This is a genomic window from Nicoletella semolina (genome assembly GCF_004345745.1).
Classification (GTDB): domain Bacteria; phylum Pseudomonadota; class Gammaproteobacteria; order Enterobacterales; family Pasteurellaceae; genus Nicoletella; species Nicoletella semolina.
Genome location: NZ_SLXJ01000023.1, coordinates 1 through 3,307, shown reverse-complemented (window position 1 = coordinate 3,307; position 3,307 = coordinate 1). Strand labels below are relative to the sequence as shown.

At 43.9% G+C, this 3,307-nt stretch carries 2 protein-coding genes; both read right to left on the bottom strand.

Annotated features, from left to right (window positions below; translation table 11 throughout):
* The coding region (locus EV693_RS09415) for an ESPR-type extended signal peptide-containing protein (protein ID WP_132502111.1) at positions 1-3,095 on the bottom strand (3,095 nt) is incomplete at its 3' end.
* Positions 3,088-3,307: hypothetical protein (locus EV693_RS09565; protein ID WP_207906510.1), on the bottom strand; the 220-nt coding region annotated here is incomplete at its 5' end. The genes EV693_RS09415 and EV693_RS09565, both read right to left, overlap by 8 nt.

The window sequence follows — 3,307 nt, the reverse complement described above, 5'->3', positions numbered from 1 at the left end:
CCACTTGCCGTTGCTCCGTCAGCTGTCGCTTTGGAATTAGCACCGCTTGCGGTGGCATTATTGCCTGTGGCTTGGGCGTTTTGTCCTGTGGCGGTAGACTGTTCCTCTGTGGCTTGTGAGTTTGCACCTATTGCGGTGCTATCGCTGCCTGAAGCTTTCGAATTAACACCTGTAGCGATAGCACCATTTGCACTAGCTGTTGCAGTAAAGCCCATTGCCATACTATTCGTACCTAAGGCAATTGAGTCTTTACCCAATGCTAACGCTCCTTCAACTTGCTTGCCTGTGCTATCTGTCGTGTTACCACCTACTACACCTGAATCCGTTCTAGCTTGTGCTGCTTTGAGCGTATCTAATACGGGGGTCGCCAAACCATAGGTAACTGTGCCGTTTGTTTGATCGACTGTCATCTCTTGGGTCGCATCAAAGGTGAGAACATCGCCCGATTTTATAGTGTGCGTCTCGCCGTCTTTCGCTTTGACTTTAAAGCCAGTGTTTTTTACCTCTTCAATAGCACGAGCTACTACTTCACCCGATACTGCCCTTGTCTCATGCTCTGCGACTTCCCCTGAACCTATACCTAAATCCACACCTTTTCTCGCCTCAATTTTTTCATTGACAGTAAGGTTTGAGATTTGGGCGGTAGCTGCTTCTAGGTTGTTGGCATTAACTGTACCTGTTGCGACCACATCATCCACATTCAACTCACCATAAACAGTCGCACCTGCTTCAAAATCCACATGGTCTTTAAATTTAGCTTCGCCACCAACTTCAAAATCTGTAGAATTCACTGTTGTGATGTTTTTCACCACTTTTCTGACCTCTACGCCGCCATCAAAAATCACCTTCCCTTTAAAGATACTCTCGCCTTCAACTTGCAAGCTACCCCCCAATACAGTTGGACCTGAGTTAACCGTAAGAGCATTTTCAAAAGTAGCTTCACTTGCTTCAATGTCTGAGGCAATGATACTGCCTGCATTTATTTCAGAGACGGTAATATCGCCTGTTGCGGTCAATGATTCTGTAACAATATCTTTGACCTTCAAATGGTCAGATAATTTAATTTCAATATCGGTCTGATTACCTTTTTCAGCAACACTCGCGGTAATATTAGGCGTACTGTCTTTGAAATTAACAATGTGGTTGTTATTGACCCGAGAAACGGGAGTGCCGTTTCTTTGGATATTAAAGCCAACATTTTGTGCCACATAATACAGCTGTGAGCCGTTAATCGCATCGGTACTGCTTTCAGAAATGATCCCAGCAGCTACATTTTGGATTTGGCGTTTAAGAGCATTATTACCCACAGAGAGAACATAGCGTTGATTATTACCATTATCTGAACCTGCAAATTTAAAACTACTCACTGAAATAGCTTGGTTTTGATGATCATTAAACATCAGAGTAGTTTTCGTCGAGTCTTTAGCATTAACATAATCGCCTGTTTGTGAGTCTGCCCCTAATGCAATCGCTTTTAAATGGGTAGCTCGTGCATTTTGACCAATTGCGACAGCACTTTCAGTTTGACTGTCTGTATAATATTTTGCATCACTATTTTGAGTACCTTTTGTCCCAGCTTGTGCCTGATCACCAATCGCAATCGAATAACCCGAATAGGTTTTTGTGTTCGAGCCAAAGGCAATACTGTTTCCTGAGCTAAGATTTTGAGCATCGCGTCCAATGGCAATAGTCGCCCCCGCAATCGCTTTGGCATTTGCACCAATTGCGATTGCACCCTTGCTTCCAACAGCGTAATTAGGTGCATCGGTATTTTTGTCCCACGTTGTTTTAGTCCACTCAATACCCGCCTTTGCCCCATGACCTAATGCAATCGCATCTTGGTTATAGCTGATTGCACTGTCTCCAATAGCAACGTCACTACCAACGGTGTTTCCTGCCCCCAAGGCTTGAGCTTTGTTACCGATAGCGACACTATTAGGCGACCAAGCATTGGCTTGATATCCAATGCCCACCACATTATTACCTGCAGATAGGGCTTCACGACCGATAATAATATTGTTCTTACCTTCCCCCATGCCAACTAATAGATGATTGATTTCCTTCGCCTTATAACCAATGACGACCGAACCTTCACCGTCATTAAATTCTTCTCGTGACGACTGAGCTTCTGCACCCAATACGATAGAATATTTGGTTTTCGTATTCGCATCTTTACCTAAAGCGATTGAGCCTTCACCAATAGCTGTGGCCTTATTACCGATAGCTACGGCATTGCTATGCCCATTATCATAATACCCTAAGGTATGTTTAGTTCCTGTTATGGGTATACCCGCCTGTGCTAGATTACCAATCGCAATCGAATAGCCTGAATAGGTGTGTGCATCTGAACCAAAGGCGATACTATTTCCTAAGCTTTGGTTCATTGCACCACGTCCAATAGCAATAGCAGCACCTGCAATCGCTTGTGCTTGTGCACCAATCGCAATGGCCCCCCAGCCCGCATTACCTGCCTCTGCTTTATGTCCCAAAGCAATAGCATATTCACCTAGACCGCTTGCACTATGTCCAATTGCAACCGTGCTTTCGTTAATAGCTCGAGCCTTTCTGCCGATAGCTATGGCATTCTCAATTATATTGCTTTTATAATACCCCACACTATCTAGGACACTCATTATTTTCCCTGCCTCTGCCTCATCACCAATCGAAATGGAATAGTTTGAGTAGGTTTTTGCTCCTGAACCAAAAGCGATACTGTTACCTGCACTTAAATTTTGTGCACCACGCCCAATCGCAATCGTTGCACCTGCAATGGCCTTGGAATCTTTACCAATTGCGATTGCTCCTTTTGATCCATTAGTACCTGCTTTTGAACCTTCGCCAATAGCAATTGAGTCTTCACCACTTGCTGTACCAGCCTTGATACCTCCATTACTACTCGTACTCGCTGCCGATACCACCGTATTACTAACAACGCTTACAACGAGCGTTGCCGCTACCACTCTCACTTTGCCTGCAGATAGATTGGCACGTTTATCTACTTTAGTAGAAGATTTGCCATTGGCTTTACTTAATTCTGAAACTGCTGTCCAAGTTTGGGTAGATTTATTGAAGATAACTTTAAAGATTTTATTCATACCGACCTCCCAGCGTCATCAATGCACAAGGGGAGATACTAAGTGTGGGTTTAGAAAGGGCGTCGATAGGAGGTGTCTGCGAAAAAATTAAACCGTCGGCGTGATAATGATGAATAATGCGAGTTGCAAAGCAAAAAACTAACGTGTTATCATTTTGCTTGATTGCTTGATTGCTTGATTGCTTGATTGCTTGATTGCTTGATTGCTTGATT